The organism is Micromonospora sp. LA-10, assembly GCF_051853095.1.
Classification (GTDB): Bacteria; Actinomycetota; Actinomycetes; order Mycobacteriales; family Micromonosporaceae; genus Micromonospora; species Micromonospora echinospora_A.
Genome location: NZ_CP195710.1, coordinates 4,668,798 through 4,687,906, shown reverse-complemented (window position 1 = coordinate 4,687,906; position 19,109 = coordinate 4,668,798). Strand labels below are relative to the sequence as shown.

Below are 19,109 nucleotides of genomic sequence, written 5' to 3'. Positions count from 1 at the left end.
CGCTAGCTCCATCCGGACACTTCGGCTGTCCCGCCCAACGGGAGCAGCGGCCGCGGACGGTTCCACCGGGCCGGGAACTTGGCAGAATGTGACCGTGGGGAATCCGACCGCGACACGTCAGCCGCAACCGTGGACCGCGCCGACCGCGAGCGACCCGGTCGCCGCGACGCTGCGCCTGCCCGGCTCCAAGTCGATGACCGCCCGGGCCCTGGTGCTCTGCGCGCTGGCCAGCGGGCCGTCGACACTGGCCCGGCCGCTGCGCGCCCGGGACACCGAGCTGATGGCCGGCGGCCTGCGTGAGCTGGGCGCGCACATGTCCATCTCCGACGACGACCGCTGGCTGGTCCGCCCGCATCCGCTCGCCGGGCCGGCACACGTCGACGTCGGCCTGGCCGGCACGGTGATGCGCTTCCTGCCCCCGGTGGCGGGGCTGGCCGCCGGCCGGGTCACGTTCGACGGCGACCCGCACGCCCGCACCCGCCCGCTCGGCCCGCTGATCGGCGCGCTGCGGGCGCTCGGCGTCCGCATCGACGCACCGCCGACGGGCAGCCTGCCGCTCGTCGTGCTCGGCGCCGGCCGGGTGGCCGGCGGCGAGGTGGTCATCGACGCCTCCGCGTCCAGCCAGCTCGTCTCCGGGCTGCTGCTGGCCGCGCCCCGGTTCGACAGGGGCGTGGTGGTCCGGCACCAGGGTCCGCCGGTCCCGTCCGCGCCGCACGTACGGATGACGGTGCAGATGCTGCGCGCCGCCGGCGCCGCGGTGGACGACACCACGCCGGACGTCTGGGCCGTCGAGCCGGGCCCGCTGTCCGGGCGGGGCTGGGAGATCGAGCCCGACCTCTCCGGCGCCGCGCCGTTCTTCGCCGCCGCGCTCGTCACCGGCGGCGAGGTGACGCTCCAGGACTGGCCGCGCAGCAGCCTCCAGCCGGTCGAGCAGCTGCGGGACCTGCTGCACCGGATGGGCGGCGAGGTGACGCTCGGCACCGGCGGCCTGACCGTGCGGGGCACCGGCACGGTACGCGGGCTGGACGCCGACCTCTCCGACGTCGGCGAGCTGACCCCGGTGCTGACCGCGCTCACGCTCCTGGCCGACGGCCCGTCCCGGCTCACCGGCATCGGCCACATCCGGGGCCACGAGTCCGACCGGGTCACCGCGCTGGCGAAGGAGTTCACCGCGCTCGGCGCGGACATCACCGAGACCCACGACGGCCTGGAGATCCGGCCCCGTCCGCTGCGCGGCGGGACGTTCCGCACGTACGCCGACCACCGGATGGCGCACGCCGCCGCGGTGGCCGGGCTGGCCGTCCCCGGCATCGAGGTCGACGACGTGGCATGCACCTCCAAGACCATGCCGGAGTTCCCGGCACTATGGTCGGGGATGGTGACCGGCAAGAACTGAAAGCGGGGGACGTCCTGGCGACGAAGCGGCGGGAGTACGACGAGGACGACGTCCGGGTCCGACCGGGCCGGTCGTCGCGGCCGCGTACCCGCACCCGCCCTCAGCACGCCGACGCCGTCGACGGGTTCGTCATCGCCGTCGACCGGGGCCGCTACACCTGCGTGCTCCCCGGCGCCGGGCCGGACACCCCGCTCGTCACCGCCATGCGCGCCCGCGAGCTGGGACGCAAGTCGGTGGTGGTGGGCGACCGGGTGGGGCTGGTCGGCGACACCTCCGGGGCACCGGGCGCGCTGGCCCGCATCGTGCGCATCGCCGAGCGGACCTCGGTGCTGCGGCGTACCGCCGACGACGACGAGACCACCGCCGAGGGGCGGCTGGAACGGGTGGTCGTGGCGAACGCCGACCAGTTGGTGATCGTCAGCGCGCTCGCCGACCCGCCGCCGCGTACCGGGTTCATCGACCGTTGCCTGGTGGCCGCGTACGACGCCGACATCGAGCCGCTGCTCTGCCTCACCAAGGCCGACCTGGCCGGGCCGGAGGCGGTGCTCGGCTACTACACCGAGCTGGAGCTGCCGTACGTGCTGATCCGCCCGGACTCCGACCTGGCCGCGCTCCGCGCGTTGCTCGCCGGCCGGGTGTCGGTCATGGTGGGCCACTCCGGGGTGGGCAAGTCGACGCTGGTCAACCGCCTGGTCCCGGACGCCGAGCGGGCCGTCGGCACGGTCAGCGCGATCGGCCGGGGCCGGCACACGTCGACGAGCGCGGTGGCGCTGCTCCTGCCGCCGGAGCCGGGCAGCGACGGCGACCCCGGCTGGATCGTCGACACCCCGGGGGTACGCAGCTTCGGGCTGGCCCACGTGTCCGCCGAGAGCCTGCTGCACGGCTTCCCGGACCTGGTCGAGGCGACGGTGGACTGCCCGGCCAACTGCCCGCACACCGCCGACGAGGCGGACTGCGCGCTGGACGCCTGGGTGGCCGCCGGGAAGGCGGACGCGCGCCGGCTCGCCTCGTACCGCCGGTTGCTGGCCTCGCGCAGCGGCGAGGGCGACCCGCGCGAGCCCGAGCGCAACCCCGGCGATCCGCTCGCCGGGTCCTGACCGGCGGACCGGCGGCGACCCGCCGTCGCGGGCCGGGCCGCCGCCACTAGCGTGTCGGACATGACCGGGTACGCCGACGACCTTGCCCTCGCCCACCTGCTCGCCGACGCCGCGGACGCGGTCTCCTCGGCCCGGTTCCGCGCGCTGGACCTGCGCGTCGAGTCGAAGCCGGACCTGACCCCGGTGTCCGACGCGGACACCGCCGTGGAGCGGGAGATCCGCGCCCTGCTGGCCGCCCACCGCCCCGGCGACGGACTGCTCGGCGAGGAGTACGGCGAGCAGCCGCCGGCCGGGCCGGACGGCCGGCGCTGGGTGATCGACCCGATCGACGGCACGAAGAACTTCGTCCGGGGCGTACCGGTCTGGGCCACGCTCATCGCGCTGCTGGAGCACGACCGGCCGGTGCTCGGCCTGGTCTCCGCCCCGGCCCTGGGCCGCCGCTGGTGGGGCGCGCTCGGCGCGGGCGCGTTCGCCGGCACCGGCCCGGCGGACGGTACGCCGATCCGGGTCTCCGGCGTCACCGCGCTCGGCGACGCGAGCTTCTGCTACTCGTCGCTGACCGGGTGGGAGCAGGCCGGCCGGCTCGACGCGGTGCTCCAGCTGATGCGGGACACCTGGCGCAGCCGCGCGTACGGCGACTTCTACGGTTACATGCTGCTGGCCGAGGGTGCGCTGGACGTGATGGTGGAGCCGGAGCTGTCGCTGTGGGACATCGCCGCGCTGGTGCCGATCGTCACGGAGGCGGGTGGCGTGATCACCGATCTGGCCGGTCGGCCCGCCCCGGCCGGCGTGGACTCCGCCGACATCAGCGCCGTGGCCAGCAACGGAGCGCTGCACGACGACATCCTGGCCCGGCTCGGCCGTCCAGCCGAGCGCTGAACCGGGAAGAGCCTCTATCCTCGCCAGGTGGTTTCCTCCGGTTGGTGCTTCCTGGCAGCGATGATCATCGCGTATGGCTTCGCCAACCTTCTCCAGTCGGTCGCCGCGGCGCGGACAACCGTGCACCACACGTTCGACCCGGGGCTGCTGCTGCGCCTCGCCGGGCACCGGACGTACCTGATCGGCCTGGGCTGCCAGGTCGTCGGCTTCGTGCTGGCGTTCCTGGCCCGCCGCGACCTGCCGCTGTTCCTGGTGCAGGCGAGCGTGGCGGCCGGGCTCGGAGTGACCGCCGTGCTCGGCGTGCTGGTGCTCAAGTGGCGGTTGCCGGCCGCCGAGGTGGTGCTGCTGGTGTTGCTGTTCGCCGGCATCACCGCGCTGGTGCTGTCGGCCCAGCCGGCCCCGTCGCGGCAGCTCGGCACCGCCGGGCTGGTCGGCCTGGCGGTGGCGGTGGCCGCGATCGCCGGGTCCGGCTTCTTCGCGGCCCGGCTGCACGGCGCGCTCGGGTCGGTGGTGCTCGGCTCGCTGGCCGGGATGGCGTTCTCCGCCGCTGCGGTGGCGGCCCGCCCACTCGCCTCGGCCGGCTCCGCGGAGGCGTTCGTCCGCGACCCGCTGCTCTACCTGCTGATCGTCCACTCGGTGATCGGTCAGCTGCTGCTCGGCCTGGCCATGCAGCGGGGATCGACGACGGCGGCGGTGGCCGCGATGGACGCCGCCGGCGCGGTGCCCGCGGCGATCGTCGGCCTGCTGCTGCTGAACGACAAGATCTGGCCCGGCCGGGAGTGGCTGGCCGGTCTCGGCTTCCTGGTCACGCTCGCGGCGGTGGTCGGCCTGACCCGGTACGCCGAACCGCAGCACCACCACGCCAGCGCCCGCGACCGCCAGAAGGCGATCCTGGGCGCCGGGATGGTGCCCGTTCAGGCTGCCTCGACCGGTCCCCGTTCCGAGACGGCCACCTCGACCGGCGGCGTCACCTCGACCGGCGTCGGCTCGATCGGCGTGGCCGGCCGGCGACGCCCGATCACCCGCTCGTAAAGGCGTTCCAACGCGGCGGCGGTACGTTCCCAGGTGTAGCTGCACCGGACCCGGTCCACAGCGGCGTGCCCGTACGCGAACCGCCCGGCGTTGTCCGACAGCAGCCGGCGCAGCGTGACCCCGAGCGTGCGCACGTCACCCGGCGGCACCAGCTTGCCGGTCACCTCGTCCACCACCGCGTCGGCGATGCCGCCCATCGCGTACCCGACCACCGGCACGCCACAGGCCATCGCCTCCAGCGACACCCGCCCGGCCGACGCGTAGTGCGGCGTGCAGGCCACCACGTCGGCGGAGCGGTACCAGGTCGCCATCTGGTCGTGCGGCACCGCGCCGACCAGCTTCACCTGCTCCGCCACGCCGGCCCGCTCGGCCAGCTCACGCAGCCGGCGCGCCTCGGCGTGCCCGTCCAGCCGCTCGGCCGGCGGGCCACCGGCGATCACCAGTTCCGCGTCGCCCACCAGCCGCATCGCGCGGATCAGGTCGTCGTGCCCGTGCCCGGGCGCCAGCCCGCCGACGGAGAGGATCCGGGGCCGCTGGTCGCGGGGCGCGGCCTCGCCGTCCGGGTGGAACTGGCCGGTGTCCACCCCGGTCGGCACCATCGCCACGGCGGTGCGTTGCAGGCCCATCCGGGTCAGCTCGTCGACCTCGTCGTTGCACTGGGCGACCGCCACGTCCACCGCCCGGGTCAGCGCCCGTTCCAGCGGGATGCGTTCGCCCGGCCCGCCGTAACGGGGCCCGAGGTGCCGCAGCTGCTCGACGCCGAGCGAGTGGAACGTCTGCACCACCGGGATGTCGGTGGCGCGTACCGCGTGGGCGGCGGCCAGCCCGCCGACCCAGTAGTGGCCGTGCACCACGTCGGGGGTCCAGTCGCCGGCCCACTGCCCGGCCAGCCAGCGGCCGTACTCGGCGACGAACGGCACCAGCTCGGCGGTGGAGAGCACGTCGGGCGGCCCGACCGGCACGCGTTCCACCCGGTAGCCGTCGAGTTCGGTCAGGGCCGGCTGGGCGGCGGCGGCACGGCGCTCGTACACGCGGACGTCATGGCCCCGGGCGGCGAGCTCCGCCGCCACGCGCGCAATGTGCTCCTGCGTCCCGACGGTGGGACCGTCGGTGGACGAGCCGGCGTGCGCGCATACAAGGCCGACGCGCATGGTGCACCTCCATGCGTTTCTCGCGTAGCGGGGTCTCCGGTCAGAGCGTCCCATTAACCCAGGTCCGGCGCGCCCAAACCTGGCAGATCGGCGTCTCCGGGGCCCCGCCGTCCCGCGAGCGGGACGGCCGACCGAACCCGATCACCGTCGAAACCGGTCGGCATGACCGGGCTGCCCGGGGGTACCGCCGAAGAATGCCGCTCACCCGCAGCCTCTCCGACGCCACAGTCGTCATCACCGGCGCCTCCAGCGGGATCGGCGCGGCCACCGCGTACGCGCTGGCCCACCGGGGCGCCGACGTGGTGCTCGCCGCCCGGACCGAGTCCGCGCTGCGCCGGGTGGCGGCGAGCTGCCGGGAACTGGGCGGACGGGCCCTCGTGGTGCCCACCGACGTGACCGACCCGGAGGCGGTGGAGCAGCTGGCGGCGCGGGCGGTGGCCGAGTTCGGCCGGATCGACGCCTGGGTCAACAACGCCGCCGTGGGCACCGTGGGACTGTTCGACGAGATTCCGGTGGCCGAGTTCCGCCGGGTGGTGGACGTGAACCTGCTGGGGGCCGTGTACGGCACGCGCGCCGCGCTGCCCTGGCTGACCGCGGCCGGTGGCGGGGTGCTGGTGAACAACGCGTCGGTGCTGGCCGAGGTGGCGATGCCGTACCAGTCGGCGTACAACGCCACGAAGCACGCGATCCGCGGGCTGGCCGACACCGTCCGGCAGGAGCTGCGGGTGACCGGCCGGGGGAACATCTCGATCTGCACAGTGCTGCCGGCCACCATCGACACGCCGTTCTTCCGGCACGCGGCCAACCACACCGGCCGGGAGCTGACCCCGCCGCCGCCGGTGTACCCGCCGGAGATGGTCGCCGAGACGATCGTGAAGCTGCTGCGCCGGCCCCGGCGGGAGGCGTACGCGGGCGGCGCGGCCCGGCTGATCGGGCTCCAGTGGCGGCTCGCCCCGGCGCTGGCCGAGCGGGTGCTCGGCTGGTACACCGCGCGCACCCAGTTCGGCCCCGGCGTACGCGCCGACTCCACCGGCGCCGTCTTCACCCCCGGCGGGGAGGCCGAGCGGACCGACGGCTGGTCCGGGCGGCGTGGTCAGTTGCTGCGGCTCACCGCGGCCGTCGGTCTGGCGGCCGGCACCGCCGTGGGCACGGCGGCGGCGATCAGCCGCCGGTCCCGGGCAGGTCGGCCGTGAGTCCCGCCGACCGGACCGATGCGCGGGCGGCGGCCGAGGTGCACAATGGGGCGATCATGCCGACGGATGCGCGTTGCCTGGTGGAGACCGACGATTCCTCCGCGAGAGTCCGGCTGACCGGCGTGCTCGACCGGGCCGAGGTGGAGGCCGTGCGGGAGGCACTGCTGGCCCGGTTGTGGCAGCGGCCCGGCCTGCTGCTGGTCGACCTGTCCGGGGTGCGGATCCCCGACCCGCTGGCCCGCGACGCGCTGGACGAGGTCTGCCGGGCGGTGTCCGACTGGCCCGCCAGCGAGATGCTGCTCGACCCGGACGCCGCCCCGCCGGCCCCGCCGCCGGACCCGCTCGGCGTCGAACTGCCCCCGGTGGTCGAGGCCGCGCGCGAGGCGCGGTCGCTGGTCTCCGCCGGGTGCCGCCGGTGGGGCCTGCCGGAGCTGGTCGAGCCGGCCTGCATCGCGGTCACCGAGATGGTCAACAACGTGGTGGCGCACGCGCTGACCCCGATGACGCTCCGGCTGGCGCCGCGCGGCAACGCGCTGCACGTGGCCGTCCGCGACCACTCGGCCGGGCAGCCCGCGTACGTGGGGCCGGCGGCGGCGGACGCGCTGGGCGGGCGCGGGCTGCTGCTCATCGACACGGTGGCCCGGCGCTGGGGCAGCACGCCGCTGCCCGACGGCAAGGTGGTGTGGTGCGTGCTGTACGTCGAGGACGAGGCGGCGGTCCGCAACTGAGGTACCCTTTCGCACCGTTGCTCCCGATCCACCCGGCCGGTTGCGGTTAGGGCGGGGAGCCCAGTGGGTAGTTCCCGAGCATGCGCGACGACGAGTACCCCACCCCCGTGTCCGATCCCGAGGCGGCGGGCCTGCCCGACACCGCCGACGACGACTCCACCGCCAACGACGACGTGCTCACCGGGCGCGAGGCGGACGGCCCCGAGCCGGCGCAGCTCCCCGGCGACCGCACGCCGGTCGCGGTGGACCAGTTCGGCACCACGGCGGAGGAGCAGCTCGACGGCGAGTCGCTGGACTACAAGCTCCAGCGCGAGCAGTACGAGCGTCCCGCCGACGACCCGCTCGCCGGCCCGGTCGACCCGGACATCGCCGCCGAGGCGGACAGCGAGGAGGCCGCCGCGCAGGCCCAGCTCGACGCCGACGTGATCGACCCGGGCCCGGTCTCCGACCCGAACTCCCCCGTGTCCGTGTACGACCACGGCCAGCTCGGCACCGTCGCCGACCACCAGGTGGGCCGGCTGGTCGAGCCGGACGAGGGCGCGCACACCGACCAGGAGACCGACAACGTCGCCTACGACGCGGGAGCGGCCGGCGGCGGCGCCAGCGCCGAGGAGCTTGCGGTGCACGAGACCCGGGCGCCGGAGGCGCACTAGCCGTCCAGGCCCCGCTCGATGGCGTACCGGGTCAGCTCGACCCGGTTGTGCAACTGGAGCTTGCCCAGGGTGTTCTGCACGTGGTTCTGCACGGTCCGGTGGGACAGGCCCAGCCGGTCGGCGATCTGCTTGTAGGACAGCCCCTTGGCGACCAGACGCAGCACCTCGGTCTCCCGCTCGGTGAGCCGGGGCGCGTCGTCGTTCGGGGCGGGCGGCGTCGCGGCCAGCCGCCGGTACTCCCCCAGCACCAGCCCGGCCAGGCCGGGCGTGAACACCGGCTCACCGGCCGCCGTACGGCGCACCGCGTCCAGGAACTCCGCCGGGGCGGCCGACTTGACCAGGTAGCCGGTGGCGCCGGCCTTGACCGCGTCCAGCACGCCCTGCGGCTCGCCGCTGGCCGAGAGCATGAGCACCCGCACCTCGGGCAGCGCCGCGCGCAGCCCGAGGATCACCTCGACGCCGGAGATGTCCGGCAGCTGGAGGTCGAGCACGACCAGGTCGGGGCGGGCCGCCGCGGCCACCCGTACCGCCTGCCGGCCCTCGCCGCTGGTCGCCACCACCTGGTGACCCGCCTCGGTGAGGTCGCGGGCCACGCCCTCGCGCCACATCGGGTGGTCGTCGACCACCATCACCCGGATGCTCACCCGCGGCTCCTCGGCACGATCAGCTCGATCTCGGTGCCCGCGCCCGGCGCGGACACGATCCGCACCTCGCCGCCCAGGTCGGCCACCCGGCCCTGGATGGACTGCGCCACCCCGAGCCGCCCCTGCGCGGCGGCCTCGACCAGCCGCCCGTCCGGGATGCCCGGCCCCTCGTCGCGTACCGAGACGGTCACCGTCTCCTCCTCGTCCTCGATCAGCACCCAGGCCCGCCCACCGGCGTGCCGGGCCACGTTGTCCAGCGCCGCGCCGACCGCCGCGCCCAGCTCACCGGCGGCCCGCGCCGGCAGCGGCACCGGCGTGGCGGGCGCGGACACCACGACTGTGGCCGAGGCGTACCTGTCGATCAGGTCGCGCAGGTCCTGCTCGGCCCCGGCCGGGTCCGGTGGCGCGCCCGCCCGGCCGATGAGCGCCCGCAACGCGGCCTCCTGCTCGCCGGCCAGCCGGGCCAGCTCGGCCGCCTCGCCGTCCAGGTCCGCGCCGCGCCGCCGCACCAGCGCGAGCACCTGGAGCACGGAGTCGTGGATGTCGCGGGCCAGCCGCTCCCGTTCCCGGGTCGCGGCCTCCAGCTCCACCGCCCGCTGCAACCGCTCCTCCGCCTGTACCGCCAGCCGGGCCACGTGCCCGACCACCACACCGGCGAGCAGCATCAGGATCGCCCCGGTCAGCGCGGACGGGCTGATCCGGTCGCGGGTGGCGAGGTCGGCGCCGCCGAGCACCAGCGCGGCCACCGCGCCGCGCCGCCGTCCGCCGGAGACCGCCCAGGCCAGCACCGGCCCGGCCAGCCAGGCGGCGGTCAGCATCGGCACACCGGCGGCGAGCGCCGCGCGGCCGACCACCCAGGGCGTGACCAGGATGATCGCCAGCACCACACCGAGGTCGGCCAGCAGCAGCGGCCAGCGCCGCCCGGCCGGGCGGCCGTAGCCGGCCGCCGTCACGCCGCTCCAGGCCAGCATCGCCAGCAGGACGCCGCCCGCGGCGACCGGGTGCGCGTAGCTGCCCGCGTCGCGCAACACGACCAGTCCGACGTACGCGAGCGCGGCGAAACGGAACACCGCGATGGATCGCCAGAACGGGCCCTCGAGGCCGGAGGACGACGGCATGTGCGCCACCATGTCACAGCCGGTCGAGGGGACCCCGGCCGGTGCGGCCTGAGAAACCCTGACGTACGGTTGAAATGCCGCGAAAGTCGTCGAGAACCATCGTCGGGACGGGGTCATGACAGACGCAGAACTCCCCGCACCGCGTACGGTTGTGCCCATCGAACCTTCCCTCCTTCTCGCCACGGCCTTCGGCCAGGCGCAGGTGACCGAGCTGCGGCACTCGGTGACCTCCTGCGCGCGCGACTCGGGCCTGTCCGGCCAACGGCTGGACGACTTCGTGCTGGCGGTCAACGAGCTGATCACCAACGCGGTGCGGCACGGCGGTGGGCAGGGCTGGTTGCGGCTCTGGGAGCGCGACGCCGAACTGGTCTGCGAGGTCGCCGACCACGGGCACGGGATCAGCGAGCGGCGGCTGCGCGACCGTGACCGGCCGGCGCCGGACACCGCCGGCGGCTGGGGCCTGTGGCTGGCCCGCGAGCTGAGCGACACGATGGAGGTGGAGACCGGCGACGCCGGCACGGTCGTCCGGATCACCGCCGCGCTCGTCACCCGGCAGTCCGCCACCGGCCCGCGCGACGGCTGACCGGCCGGACAGGCCGCCCGGCCGCCCGGCCGCCGACGGTTAGGCGAAGAGGGCGCTGACCGACTCCCCGTTGTGGATCCGCCGCATCGCCTCGGCCAGGGCCGGCGCCACCGACAGCACCTCCAGCTTCGGCACCCGCTTCTGCGCCGGGATCGGCACCGTGTTGGTGCAGACGATCTCCAGTACGCCCTCCTGCGCGCTCAGCCGCTCCAGCGCCCCGCTGGAGAACAGGCCGTGCGTACAGGCCAGCCGGATCGAGCGGACCCGCCGCTCGCGCAGGTGCGAGATCAGCTCGATCACCGTGCTGCCCTTGGCGATCTCGTCGTCCAGCACGATCACGTCCCGGTCCGTCACGTCACCGATGACGGTGCTGATCTGCACCCGGTCGTCGCTGAAGCGCTGCTTCGCGCCGGCCGCCACCGGCGTACCGAGCATCCGCGCGAACGCGGCGGCCTCCTTGGCGTTGCCCAGGTCCGGCGAGACCACCACCGCGTTGCTCAGGTCGTGCCCCTTGAAGTGCGCGGCCAGCTCGCGCAGCGCGTGCAGGTGGTCCACCGGGACGCTGAAGAAGCCGTGCACCTGCGGCGAGTGCAGCGTCATGGCCAGCACCCGGTGCGCGCCGGCGGAGGTGAGCAGGTCGGCGACGAGCCGGCCACCGATGGAGATGCGCGGCGCGTCCTTCTTGTCCGACCGGGCGTACGCGTAGTGCGGCAGCACCACTGTGATGCGGGCGGCCGACGCGCCCCGGGCCGCGTCGATCATGAGCAGCAGCTCGACCAGGTGCTCCTGCACCGGCGGCACCAGCGGCTGGATGAGGAAGACGTCGCGCTCCCGGCAGTTCGCCTGCAACTGCACCTCCAGGCAGTCGTTGGCGAACCGGGACACCCGCACCGGATGCAACGGGACGTGGAGGTGGGCGCAGATCTCGGCGGCGAGGTCCGGATGGGCCGACCCGCTGAACACGGCAATGTCACGCACGTCTGTTGATCGTACGGGTCGGCGGGAGGAGGCGGTGGACGCTCACGGCGGGTACGGTGCTGCCGTGACCGCAGAGTTCGTCGCCGCCATCGACCAGGGCACCACGTCCTCGCGCTGCATCGTCTTCGACCGGGCCGGCGAGATCGTCGCCGTGGCCCAGCGCGAGCACCGGCAGATCTTCCCCCGGCCCGGCTGGGTGGAGCACGACGCCGAGGAGATCTGGACGAACGTCGAGCACGTGGTGCGCGAGGCGCTGGCGAGCGCCGACATCGGCACCGAGATGCTGGCCGCGGTGGGCATCACCAACCAGCGGGAGACCACTGTGGTGTGGGACCGGGCGACCGGCCGCCCGGTGGCGAACGCGATCGTCTGGCAGGACACCCGCACCGGCCCGCTGCTGCGTGAGCTGGCCGGGACGTACGACCAGGAGCTGCTGCGGTCCCGCACCGGCCTGACCCCGGCCACCTACTTCGCCGGGCCGAAGCTGCGCTGGCTGCTCGACCACGTCGACGGGCTGCGCGAGCGGGCCGAACGCGGCGAGGTGCTGTTCGGCACCATGGACAGCTGGCTGATCTGGAAGCTGACCGGCCGGCACGTCACCGACGTGACGAACGCCAGCCGCACCATGCTGATGGACCTGGAGACGCTCGACTGGGCCCCGGAGCTGCTCGACGCGCTGCGGATCCCGGCCGCCGTGCTGCCCGAGATCCGCAGCTCGGCCGAGGTGTACGGCACCGCGCAGGGGGTGCTGGCCGGAGTGCCGGTGGCCAGCGCGCTCGGCGACCAGCAGGCCGCGCTGTTCGGGCAGACGTGCTTCCAGCCCGGCGAGGCCAAGTGCACCTACGGCACCGGCAGCTTCCTGCTGCTCAACACCGGCGCCAGCCCGGTGCCGTCGCGGCACGGCCTGCTCACCACCGTGGCGTACCGCATCGAGGGCCAGCCCGCCGTGTACGCGCTGGAGGGCGCCATCGCGGTCACCGGCTCGCTGGTGCAGTGGCTGCGCGACAACCTCGGCCTGATCTCCAGCGCCCCGCAGGTCGAGGAGCTGGCCCGCACCGTCGACGACAACGGCGGCTGCTACGTGGTGCCGGCCTTCTCCGGCCTGTTCGCCCCGCACTGGCGCAGCGACGCCCGGGGCGTGATCGCCGGGCTGACCGGCTACATCACCAAGGGGCACCTGGCCCGCGCGGTGCTGGAGGCGTCCGCCTTCCAGACGCGCGAGGTGGTCGACGCCATGAACGCCGACTCCGACGTGGCGCTGCGCCGGTTGCGGGTCGACGGCGGGATGACCGGCAACGAGCTGCTCATGCAGTTCCTCGCCGACGTGCTGGACGTGCCGGTCGTGCGGTCCCGGATCACCGAGACGACGTGCCTCGGCGCCGCGTACGCCGCCGGCCTGGCCGTGGGGTTCTGGCCCGACCTGGCCACGCTGCGCGAGAAGTGGCGTTCGGACGCGCAGTGGGAGTCGACCATGGCCCCGGCGCACCGGGAGCGTGAGCTGCGACAGTGGCACAAGGCGGTGCAGCGCACGCTCGACTGGGCCGAGTGAGCGTCAGTCCCAGCGGTTGCCGGTGAGCTTCTCGTACACCTCGACGTAGCGGGCCCGGGTCGCCTCGATCACCTCGGCCGGCACCTCCGGCGCGGGCGGCTGCTTGTCCCACCCGGCGGCGGTGGCCCAGTCCCGCACGTACTGCTTGTCGTAGGAGAACTGGGCGCGGCCCGGCTGGTACGACTCGGCCGGCCAGAACCGGGACGAGTCGGAGGTGAGCACCTCGTCGCCGAGGACCAGCGTGCCGTCCGCCGCCCAGCCCAGCTCCAGCTTCGTGTCGGCGATCAGGATGCCCCGCTCGGCGGCGATCTCCGCGCCGCGCCGGTAGACGTCGATGGTGATCTGCCGCAGCCGCTCCGCGAGTTCCGGCCCGACCTTGTCGACCACCTGCTCGTACGTGATCGGCTCGTCGTGTTCGCCCTTCGGGGCCTTCGTCGTCGGCGTGAAGATCGGCTCGGGCAGGATCGTCGCCTCCACCAGGCCACGGGGCAGCGGCACCCCGCAGACCGAGCCGGAGCGCTGGTACTCGGCGAAGCCGCTGCCGGTCAGGTAGCCCCGGGCCACGCACTCGACCGGCACCATCTCCAGCCGGCGGCAGCGGATCGCCCGGCCGGCGAACTCCGCCGGCACGTCCGTCGCGGAGATCACGTGGTTCGGCACCAGGTCGGACAGCTGCTCGAACCACCACAGCGACAGCGCGGTGAGCAGGCGGCCCTTGTCCGGGATCGGGGTCGGCAGCACCACGTCGTAGATGGAGACGCGGTCGGTGGCGACCAGGATCAGGTCCTCGCCGTCGGCGTAGACGTCCCGGACCTTGCCCGAGTGCAGAAGTTCCACGGCGCTAGTACACCATGACCGGCGGGGCCGCCCGGCGCGCCCACCGGCGGTCCCGCCCGGCGTTGACACCCCGCCGGGGGCCGGTGAAATGATCCGTCCACCGACGTTCGGAGAGAGATCCGTGCCCGCTGCGCAGTCCGTACCCCGTCCCGGCCTCGACCGGCGACGGCTTCTCGGCGCGCTCGCCGGGCTGCCGCTGCTCGGCGGCGGGCTGCCGGCGCTGGCCGGGTGCAGCCCGGAGGAGACGGCCGCCGACGACGGCCCGGTCGAGCTGTCGGTGTTCTGGTGGGGCGGCGACCGGCGGGCGGCGGCCACCGAGCAGGCGCTGCGCCTGTATTCGCAGCAGAACCCCCGGGTCAGCTTCCGGGTCACCTGGCAGGGGCTGAGCGGCTACTACGACCGGCTGGCCACCCAGGCCACCGGCGGCAACCCGCCGGACCTGTTCCAGATCGACGACACGCTGCTCGCCGAGTACGCCGGCCGGGACATCCTGCTCGACCTCAGCCCGTACGCCGCCGACGGGCGGATCGACCTGCGCGAGGTGCCGGCGCAGCTGGCCCGCTACGGCCAGGTGGACGAGCGGACCGTGGGCGTGCCGGCCGCGCAGACCAGCGCGGCGCTGGTGTTCAACCGCGCGCTGCTGCGCCGGCTGGACCAGCCCGAGCCGCGCACCGGCATGTCCTGGAAGGAGTACGTCGCCTGGGCCGCCCGCGTGACCCGGGCCTCCGGCAACCGGGTGGCCGGCACCATGGACGCGTCCGGCGACTACCGGGCGCTCTGGCTCTGGCTGCGCGGCCAGGGCAGCGAGATGTACCGGGGGCGGCAGCTCGGTTTCAGCTCGGCCGAGCTGCTCGCCTGGTTCGAGTTCTGGGAGGTGGCCCGCTTCAGCCGGGCCACCCCGAGCGCCGCGCTGGTCGAGCAGGCGGACAGCGGCGAGCTGGCCCGCCAGCTCGTGGTCACCGGGCACACCGCGGCCTCCTTCGCCTGGTCGCACCAGTTGCCGGAGCTGCAACGCCTGACCGACGACGAGCTGGCGGCGGTGGCCTTCCCGGGCACGCCCGCCGCCCAGTGGCCCCGGGCGTCGATGTACTGGGCCGGTTTCCAGGGCACCCGCCACCCGGAGGTGGTGGCGAACGTGATCGACTTCCTGACCACGAACGTGGCCGCCGGCCGGCTCCTCGGCGTGGAACGCGGCCTCAACGCCAGCAAGCAGGTGCGCTCGTTCGTCGTCGCGGACGTGACCGACCGGTCCGAGAAGCGGATGGCCGCGCTCGGCGCCGAGCTGGACGAGCTGGCCGGTCCGTCGCCCACGCCGCCGCCGAAGGGTCACGCCAGGGTGCGCACCCTGCTGATCGACGCGGCCGAGAGCATCCGCGGCAAGCAGTCCGGCGCCCGCACCGCGACCTCGCGCTTCATGGCCCAGGCCAACGCCGCGCTGGCGAGCTGACCCGCCCCCACCCCCACCTGCCGGAGGGGGTGCGGCGGGGCGCGTCAGCGCGGGGGGCGGTTGCGGCGGCCGCGGGTGAGCAGCACCACCAGCAGCACGATGCCGCCGACCACCACGAGGCAGCAGAGCAGGCCGAGGAAGCCGAACCCGCCGCGGGAGCGCCGGCGTGCGGCCTCCACCACGATCTCGCCGGTGCCCGACGAGGCCCAGGCCGCGACCGGCACGAACACCGAGAGCACGACCGTACCGAGGACCGCGCCCAGGCGGCCCCACCACTTGTTCCATGCAGACATGCCCCCATCCTCGCTGAGACCCGCAACCGGGGCGCGGCGGAGGGCAGATCTCCCCGGACACGACGATTAGCCGTCCATTTGGACTGTTAAGGTTGGCTGATGACATCCTCCCTGCCTACGAGCCCCGTACAGGCACGCGCCGGAAAGCGGGAGTGGGCAGCCCTCGTGGTGCTCGTCCTCGTGGTCCTGCTCCTGGCCATCGACGGGACGGTCCTCTACCTCGCCGTCCCGTCGCTGACCGAGGACATCGGGCCCACCGCCACCCAGATCCTGTGGATCGGGGACATCTACGCCTTCGTGCTCGCCGGGCTCCTGATCACCATGGGCAACCTCGCCGACCGGATCGGCCGCAAACGGCTGCTGATGATCGGCACTGTGGGGTTCGGCGCGGCGTCCGTGCTGGCGGCGTTCGCCTCCACCCCGGAGGTGCTGATCGCGGCCCGCGCCCTGCTCGGCCTGGCCGGCGCCACGTTGATGCCGTCGACGCTGTCCATCGTCCGGTCGATGTTCGCCGACCGCGCCCAGCGGGCCCGGGCCATCGCGATCTGGTCGGCCGGGGCCACGGCGGGAGCAGCGCTCGGCCCCCTGGTGGGCGGCGCGCTGCTGGAACGCTTCTGGTGGGGCTCGGTCTTCCTGATCAACGTGCCGGTGATGGTGCTGGCTCTCGTCGCGGGCCGGCTGCTGCTGCCCGAGTCGAAGGGGGAGGCGCCGGCCCGGATCGACGTGGGTTCCTCCGCGCTGTCCATCCTCACGGTCGTCCCGCTGGTCTTCGCCCTCAAGCGTCTGTTCAGCAACGGGGTGGACGCCCCCACCGTGGCGGCCGCCGCGACGGGGCTGCTGGCCGGATGGTGGTTCGTACGCCGGCAGAACCGGCTCGCGGTGCCGCTGCTGGACGTCTCGCTGTTCAAGGTGCCGGCGTTCTCCGGGGCGCTGGCCGCCAACGTGCTGGCCATCTTCGGGTTCCTCGGGCTGCTGTTCTTCTTCTCCCAGTACCTGCAACTGGTTCGCGGCTTCGGCCCGCTGAAGGCCGGCGCCGCCGAACTTCCCGGGACACTCGCCGCGGTGCTCGTCGTCGCGCTGGTCGGCGTCCTGCTGTCGCGGCTGGGGGCGGGCCGCGCGATCGGGCTGGGACTGATGGTCGCCGCCGCCGGGCTCACCGTCATGGGGCTGAGCGTCGACCTGCGCGCCTACTGGGGCCTGGGCATCGGCCTGGCCGTCATCGGGCTCGGTATCGGTGTCGCCATGACGCTCTCCACCGACGCCGTCGTCGGCGCCGTCCCGGAACGGCGCGCGGGCGCCGCGTCGGCGGTGGCCGAGACGGCGTACGAGCTGGGCGGCGCGCTCGGCATCGCCGTGCTCGGCTCGCTGCACGGACTGCTCTACCGCTCGTCGCTGGCCCTGCCCGCCGGGACCACCGCCGCCGACCGAGCGCTGGCGGAGGACTCCCTGGCCGCGGCCGTCTACGGGTCGCCGGCGCCCGGCGTGGTGGCCGCGGCGCAGGACGCTTTCGCCCAGGCCATGCAGTCGGCTACCTTCGTCGCTGCCGTGATCCTGGTCGCCGCCTCGGTCGTGGCGTGGAAGGTCATCCCCTCCGAGCCCGTGCCCACTGGAGGTGCCCGTGCCGGACACTGAACGCCGCCTGATCCGCGACCGCGCCCGTACCCGGCGAGCGGTGCTGGACGCCGCCGAACGGGTCATCACCCGCCACGGCGCCAACGTCAGCCTCGCCGCCATCGCCCAGGAGGCAGGTGTCACCAAGAGCGGCCTCATGCACCACTTCCCCTCCCGGGAGGACCTGCTCGCCGCCCTGGTCGCGCACGTGATCAGCCGTTTCTGGGAAGAGGTGAACGCCCACGTCGACCCCGGGGACGACCGGCCCGGCGCCTTCACGCGCGGCTACGTGCGCGCCCTCACCGGAGACAGCGCGTACCTGGCGGAACTGGGCAGCGCCACCGGTCTGCTCGCGCAACTCGGGGTCGACAGCATGGAGCACGTGCTCGCCGTGGATCCGGAGGACCCGGCACGCTGGAACCGCGCCTTCGAGGCCGACGGCCTGCCGCCGGGCCGCGTCTGGGCCGTCCGGTACGCCGCCGAAGGGCTGGCCATCGGCATCGGCACCGCCTACGTCACCGAAGAGCAGCTCCGGCTGGCCCGCGAGGAACTGCTCGCCCTCACCGAGACGGCCCCGGAATGAGTTCAGGCCCGGAATCCGTGGATTCCGGGCCTGACCGTTGGTAGCGGGGACAGGATTTGAACCTGCGACCTCTGGGTTATGAGCCCAGCGAGCTACCGAGCTGCTCCACCCCGCGTCGGCTCGTAAAGCTTATCGCACTCCGATCCTGGAGATCAGCCGGGTCCCCGATCCCGGCCGCGTTCCGTTAGGGGCGCCCCCGACGGTCGGCGGCCTCATCCCGACAACTCCGGTGAAATCGGGACGGAGTACGTCACCCTCCGCACGGGAGCGCGCCCTTCACCTTGCCGGGCGCGATCTTGAAGGTGGCGAGGATCGTGATCCCCGGAGGCAGCCTGGTGATCCCTTCCTGCCGCCACTCCTCCCGCCGGTCGTAGAGGCCCTGCACAACGTCCTTGGATCCGGTGGCGAACTGGAAGGTCCTGCCAAGCGTCACAGACTGCGGGAATCCACCGAGATCGTCGAAGTACTCCCATTCCCCGCCGCCCGTCTCGAAATCGACCGGTTGATTGAGCAGGAACCGGCCCGGCGCCGGCGGCTTTCCCTCCGTGGTGCAGGTGTTCCGGGCGGCCTGGACCATGAGGAAGAGCTTTCTACGTTCCTCAACCGGGCCGATGACCTGGCCCTCCAGAGTGAACGGGCCGGCAATCGGGACGTCGCCGTTGTTTATCCGCGTCGGGCAGAAGACCAGATTGCCAACCTTCTCCGGATTTGCCCTGGCCAGGCCGGACAACACGGTCCACTTGCATGCCGCTGTCGGCTCGGCACTGCTCGACGGACTGGGCTCAGCGCTGCTCGACGCGGCGAGTGCGGGGCTACTCGACGGACTGGGATTGGGCGACGCCTGGATCGGAAAGACGACCATCGCCACTTGAGCGAAGGCCGCAACCGTGGCAAGGAGGCCGGTGACCAACGCCAAGATCGCAACCCGCTCCCGATGATGGCGAGTCCGGATCCAGACCCCGATCAAGACCGCACCCGCCGCTGCCGTCCCGATAACGAACGAGACCTCAAGCATGCCCATATTTCAATTATCCACTCACGTACCACCACAGCCGTCTCCGCGAATGGCGCGCAGACTCTTCACACGGCCGTTCCACCTGAATGGCTGTTCTTCCCCGGCTGAAGTGCGGCGCCGAATACGCGGAGGTTCCGTCGGGGAAGGCCACGATGACGGCGGTGCGAGCCGAACAGCGGGTGAACCCGAGCCAGGGGTCGGGAACGGCGAAGGGCCCCGGAGAGAACTCCGGGACCCTTCGTCACGAGTAGCGGGGACAGGATTTGAACCTGCGACCTCTGGGTTATGAGCCCAGCGAGCTACCGAGCTGCTCCACCCCGCG

At 73.8% G+C, this 19,109-nt stretch carries 19 protein-coding genes and 2 tRNA genes; 12 read left to right on the top strand and 9 right to left on the bottom strand.

All coding sequences use genetic code 11. From position 1 onward, the window contains the following. The first annotated feature begins 94 nt into the window (after nt 1-94). The 4 genes from aroA to ACSDG8_RS22190 are packed head-to-tail and all read left to right on the top strand — an operon-like array spanning nt 95 to nt 4,404. Nucleotides 95-1,396 carry a 3-phosphoshikimate 1-carboxyvinyltransferase gene (aroA, locus tag ACSDG8_RS22205; RefSeq protein WP_210900076.1) on the top strand — a complete coding sequence of 434 codons (1,302 nt, stop codon included), beginning with the start codon at nt 95-97 and terminating at the stop codon, nt 1,394-1,396. After that, the gene (gene rsgA, locus ACSDG8_RS22200; RefSeq protein ID WP_210900079.1) at nt 1,366-2,493 is read left to right on the top strand and encodes a ribosome small subunit-dependent GTPase A; all 1,128 of its coding nucleotides are present in this window, start codon (nt 1,366-1,368) and stop codon (nt 2,491-2,493) included. Before aroA ends, rsgA begins: the two co-directional genes overlap by 31 nt. Nucleotides 2,494-2,553: 60 nt before the next feature. Continuing rightward, a complete protein-coding gene (gene hisN, locus ACSDG8_RS22195) occupies nt 2,554-3,372 on the top strand; it encodes a histidinol-phosphatase (RefSeq protein ID WP_210900082.1) in 819 nt (272 codons plus the stop codon). Nucleotides 3,373-3,432: 60 nt separating this feature from the next. Continuing rightward, on the top strand, nt 3,433-4,404 hold the full coding sequence (locus ACSDG8_RS22190; protein WP_210900142.1) for a hypothetical protein: 972 nt from the start codon (nt 3,433-3,435) through the stop codon (nt 4,402-4,404). On the opposite strand, the gene ACSDG8_RS22185 is transcribed toward ACSDG8_RS22190, so the two are convergent. After that, nucleotides 4,287-5,555 carry a glycosyltransferase gene (locus ACSDG8_RS22185; protein ID WP_210900085.1) on the bottom strand — a complete coding sequence of 423 codons (1,269 nt, stop codon included), beginning with the start codon at nt 5,553-5,555 and terminating at the stop codon, nt 4,287-4,289. The two genes, ACSDG8_RS22190 and ACSDG8_RS22185, sit on opposite strands and share 118 nt — an antisense overlap. A gap of 194 nt (nt 5,556-5,749) precedes the next feature. Between ACSDG8_RS22185 and ACSDG8_RS22180 the strand changes: the two genes are divergently transcribed. The 3 genes from ACSDG8_RS22180 to ACSDG8_RS22170 all read left to right on the top strand — a co-directional run bounded on the left by ACSDG8_RS22180 (nt 5,750) and on the right by ACSDG8_RS22170 (nt 8,129). Then, nucleotides 5,750-6,748 (top strand): SDR family oxidoreductase, encoded by a 999-nt coding sequence (locus tag ACSDG8_RS22180; protein WP_210900088.1) that lies wholly within the window; start codon nt 5,750-5,752, stop codon nt 6,746-6,748. A 56-nt stretch (nt 6,749-6,804) separates the two neighbouring features. Then, on the top strand, nt 6,805-7,476 hold the full coding sequence (locus ACSDG8_RS22175) for an ATP-binding protein (protein ID WP_210900091.1): 672 nt from the start codon (nt 6,805-6,807) through the stop codon (nt 7,474-7,476). Nucleotides 7,477-7,556: 80 nt separating this feature from the next. Next, nucleotides 7,557-8,129, top strand: coding sequence for a DUF5709 domain-containing protein (locus ACSDG8_RS22170; protein ID WP_210900094.1), 573 nt, complete (start codon nt 7,557-7,559; stop codon nt 8,127-8,129). Here ACSDG8_RS22170 and ACSDG8_RS22165 read toward each other — a convergent pair. Both ACSDG8_RS22165 and macS read right to left on the bottom strand, forming a co-directional pair. After that, nucleotides 8,126-8,758, bottom strand: coding sequence for a response regulator (locus ACSDG8_RS22165; RefSeq protein ID WP_210900144.1), 633 nt, complete (start codon nt 8,756-8,758; stop codon nt 8,126-8,128). The two genes, ACSDG8_RS22170 and ACSDG8_RS22165, sit on opposite strands and share 4 nt — an antisense overlap. A gap of 11 nt (nt 8,759-8,769) precedes the next feature. Then, on the bottom strand, nt 8,770-9,891 hold the full coding sequence (gene macS / locus ACSDG8_RS22160) for a MacS family sensor histidine kinase (protein WP_184688257.1): 1,122 nt from the start codon (nt 9,889-9,891) through the stop codon (nt 8,770-8,772). A gap of 115 nt (nt 9,892-10,006) precedes the next feature. Between macS and ACSDG8_RS22155 the strand changes: the two genes are divergently transcribed. Then, nucleotides 10,007-10,474, top strand: coding sequence for an ATP-binding protein (locus tag ACSDG8_RS22155; protein WP_210900097.1), 468 nt, complete (start codon nt 10,007-10,009; stop codon nt 10,472-10,474). 39 nt (nt 10,475-10,513) lie between these two features. Here ACSDG8_RS22155 and ACSDG8_RS22150 read toward each other — a convergent pair whose 3' ends face one another. Then, entirely contained in the window at nt 10,514-11,452 is a 939-nt protein-coding gene (locus ACSDG8_RS22150) for a ribose-phosphate diphosphokinase (RefSeq protein ID WP_210900100.1), read from the bottom strand. 64 nt (nt 11,453-11,516) lie between these two features. On the opposite strand from ACSDG8_RS22150, the gene glpK reads away from it, so the two are divergent. After that, on the top strand, nt 11,517-13,001 hold the full coding sequence (gene glpK, locus ACSDG8_RS22145; RefSeq protein ID WP_210900103.1) for a glycerol kinase GlpK: 1,485 nt from the start codon (nt 11,517-11,519) through the stop codon (nt 12,999-13,001). Nucleotides 13,002-13,004: 3 nt separating this feature from the next. Here the strand turns inward: glpK and ACSDG8_RS22140 are convergent, their stop codons facing one another. Then, a complete protein-coding gene (locus ACSDG8_RS22140; RefSeq protein WP_210900106.1) occupies nt 13,005-13,838 on the bottom strand; it encodes a phosphoribosylaminoimidazolesuccinocarboxamide synthase in 834 nt (277 codons plus the stop codon). A gap of 121 nt (nt 13,839-13,959) precedes the next feature. On the opposite strand from ACSDG8_RS22140, the gene ACSDG8_RS22135 reads away from it, so the two are divergent. Further along, nucleotides 13,960-15,285 (top strand): ABC transporter substrate-binding protein, encoded by a 1,326-nt coding sequence (locus tag ACSDG8_RS22135; RefSeq protein ID WP_210900109.1) that lies wholly within the window; start codon nt 13,960-13,962, stop codon nt 15,283-15,285. Between the two features lie 44 nt (nt 15,286-15,329). Here ACSDG8_RS22135 and ACSDG8_RS22130 read toward each other — a convergent pair whose 3' ends face one another. Next, entirely contained in the window at nt 15,330-15,578 is a 249-nt protein-coding gene (locus ACSDG8_RS22130) for a hypothetical protein (RefSeq protein WP_210900112.1), read from the bottom strand. Between the two features lie 99 nt (nt 15,579-15,677). Here ACSDG8_RS22130 and ACSDG8_RS22125 point away from each other — a divergent pair, with 99 nt between their 5' ends. Together ACSDG8_RS22125 and ACSDG8_RS22120 are read left to right on the top strand one after the other, a co-directional pair. After that, complete coding sequence (locus tag ACSDG8_RS22125; protein WP_210900115.1) at nt 15,678-17,210, top strand: MFS transporter; 1,533 nt, start codon at nt 15,678-15,680, stop codon at nt 17,208-17,210. Next, a complete protein-coding gene (locus ACSDG8_RS22120) occupies nt 17,197-17,772 on the top strand; it encodes a TetR/AcrR family transcriptional regulator (RefSeq protein ID WP_210900118.1) in 576 nt (191 codons plus the stop codon). The genes ACSDG8_RS22125 and ACSDG8_RS22120 overlap by 14 nt, the downstream gene beginning before the upstream one ends. 38 nt (nt 17,773-17,810) lie before the next feature. On the opposite strand, the gene ACSDG8_RS22115 is transcribed toward ACSDG8_RS22120, so the two are convergent. The 3 genes from ACSDG8_RS22115 to ACSDG8_RS22105 all read right to left on the bottom strand — a co-directional run bounded on the left by ACSDG8_RS22115 (nt 17,811) and on the right by ACSDG8_RS22105 (nt 19,109). Further along, a tRNA-Met gene (locus ACSDG8_RS22115) sits at nt 17,811-17,887 on the bottom strand. A 135-nt stretch (nt 17,888-18,022) separates the two neighbouring features. Next, the gene (locus ACSDG8_RS22110; RefSeq protein ID WP_210900121.1) at nt 18,023-18,793 is read right to left on the bottom strand and encodes a hypothetical protein; all 771 of its coding nucleotides are present in this window, start codon (nt 18,791-18,793) and stop codon (nt 18,023-18,025) included. Nucleotides 18,794-19,035: 242 nt separating this feature from the next. Beyond that, nucleotides 19,036-19,109, bottom strand: a tRNA-Met gene (locus ACSDG8_RS22105).

Bases quoted from the DNA above. Each gene is read 5' to 3' on its own strand.
- ACSDG8_RS22165 (WP_210900144.1), bottom strand. From the start codon at position 8,758: ATGGTGGTCGACGACCACCCGATGTGGCGCGAGGGCGTGGCCCGCGAC.
- macS (WP_184688257.1), bottom strand. From the start codon at position 9,891: ATGCCGTCGTCCTCCGGCCTCGAGGGCCCGTTCTGGCGATCCATCGCG.
- ACSDG8_RS22185 (WP_210900085.1), bottom strand. From the start codon at position 5,555: ATGCGCGTCGGCCTTGTATGCGCGCACGCCGGCTCGTCCACCGACGGT.
- rsgA (WP_210900079.1), top strand. From the start codon at position 1,366: ATGGTCGGGGATGGTGACCGGCAAGAACTGAAAGCGGGGGACGTCCTG.
- ACSDG8_RS22130 (WP_210900112.1), bottom strand. From the start codon at position 15,578: ATGTCTGCATGGAACAAGTGGTGGGGCCGCCTGGGCGCGGTCCTCGGT.
- ACSDG8_RS22170 (WP_210900094.1), top strand. From the start codon at position 7,557: ATGCGCGACGACGAGTACCCCACCCCCGTGTCCGATCCCGAGGCGGCG.
- ACSDG8_RS22110 (WP_210900121.1), bottom strand. From the start codon at position 18,793: ATGGGCATGCTTGAGGTCTCGTTCGTTATCGGGACGGCAGCGGCGGGT.
- ACSDG8_RS22125 (WP_210900115.1), top strand. From the start codon at position 15,678: ATGACATCCTCCCTGCCTACGAGCCCCGTACAGGCACGCGCCGGAAAG.
- ACSDG8_RS22175 (WP_210900091.1), top strand. From the start codon at position 6,805: ATGCCGACGGATGCGCGTTGCCTGGTGGAGACCGACGATTCCTCCGCG.
- ACSDG8_RS22180 (WP_210900088.1), top strand. From the start codon at position 5,750: ATGCCGCTCACCCGCAGCCTCTCCGACGCCACAGTCGTCATCACCGGC.
- hisN (WP_210900082.1), top strand. From the start codon at position 2,554: ATGACCGGGTACGCCGACGACCTTGCCCTCGCCCACCTGCTCGCCGAC.
- ACSDG8_RS22155 (WP_210900097.1), top strand. From the start codon at position 10,007: ATGACAGACGCAGAACTCCCCGCACCGCGTACGGTTGTGCCCATCGAA.
- ACSDG8_RS22190 (WP_210900142.1), top strand. From the start codon at position 3,433: ATGATCATCGCGTATGGCTTCGCCAACCTTCTCCAGTCGGTCGCCGCG.